Source organism: Neomoorella sulfitireducens (assembly GCF_024733845.1).
Taxonomy (GTDB): domain Bacteria; phylum Bacillota; class DSM-521; order Neomoorellales; family Neomoorellaceae; genus Neomoorella; species Neomoorella sulfitireducens.
The window spans coordinates 1-854 of the sequence record NZ_JANRHG010000036.1 but is presented as its reverse complement, the minus strand read 5'-3'; the positions used below and the strand labels follow the sequence as shown (position 1 = coordinate 854).

General features: G+C 54.6%; 1 protein-coding gene. It reads left to right on the top strand.

All coding sequences use genetic code 11. The annotated features are described in order from the left end of the window. Nucleotides 1-854: molybdopterin cofactor-binding domain-containing protein (locus NWF31_RS14460; RefSeq protein WP_258361207.1), on the top strand; the 854-nt coding region annotated here is incomplete at both ends.

Genomic DNA, 854 nt, shown 5'->3' with positions numbered 1-854 from the left:
GCCCTGATTAAAAATATCGACACCAGCAAGGCCAGGGCTTTGCCCGGAGTGGAAGCGGTTTTAACTTATAAAGACGTCCCGCAGATTAAATTTGCCACCGCCGGGCACCCCTATGCCCTTGACCCGAAGCACAGGGATAAAGAAGACCGGACTATTTTAACCGACAAAGCCCGCTTTGTTGGGGACGCCGTTGCCGCCGTGGTGGGCAGGGACGAACTGACCGCCGCGGAAGCTTTAAAATTAATTGAGGTAGAATATGAAGTATTGGAACCCCTCCTCACACCCGAAGCGGCCATGCGGGAAGGGGCGCCGTTGATCCACGACGACTGTGAGAGAAACATCCTTAGCTCCCAGGGTTATGAAATTGGCGATGTTGAAGAGGCTTGGCAAAAAGCTGAATATATTTTTGAAGACGAGCTGGAAACGAGTATCGTCCAGCACTGCCAGCTGGAAAACCATGTATCCTACGCCTATGTTGACAACGACGGGCGCATCGTAATCGTAACCTCTACCCAGATACCGCATATTATTAGAAGAATTGTCGGCCAGGCCCTGGGTATTCCCTGGGGCAGGGTGCGGGTGATCAAACCTTACGTGGGCGGCGGCTTTGGCAGCAAGCAGGACGCCTGCCTGGAGCCTTTAGTTGCGGCCATGACCCTGGCCGTGGGCGGCCGGCCGGTGAAGCTGGAATTATCCCGGGAAGAATGCATGATCGATACCCGGACCCGCCATGCCATTAAATACAAGATTAAAACCGGGGTTACCAGGGACGGGAAATTAACAGGCATGCACATCCAGGCCATCGCCAATACCGGGGCCTATGCTTCCCACGGCCATTCCATCGCTATGGCCGG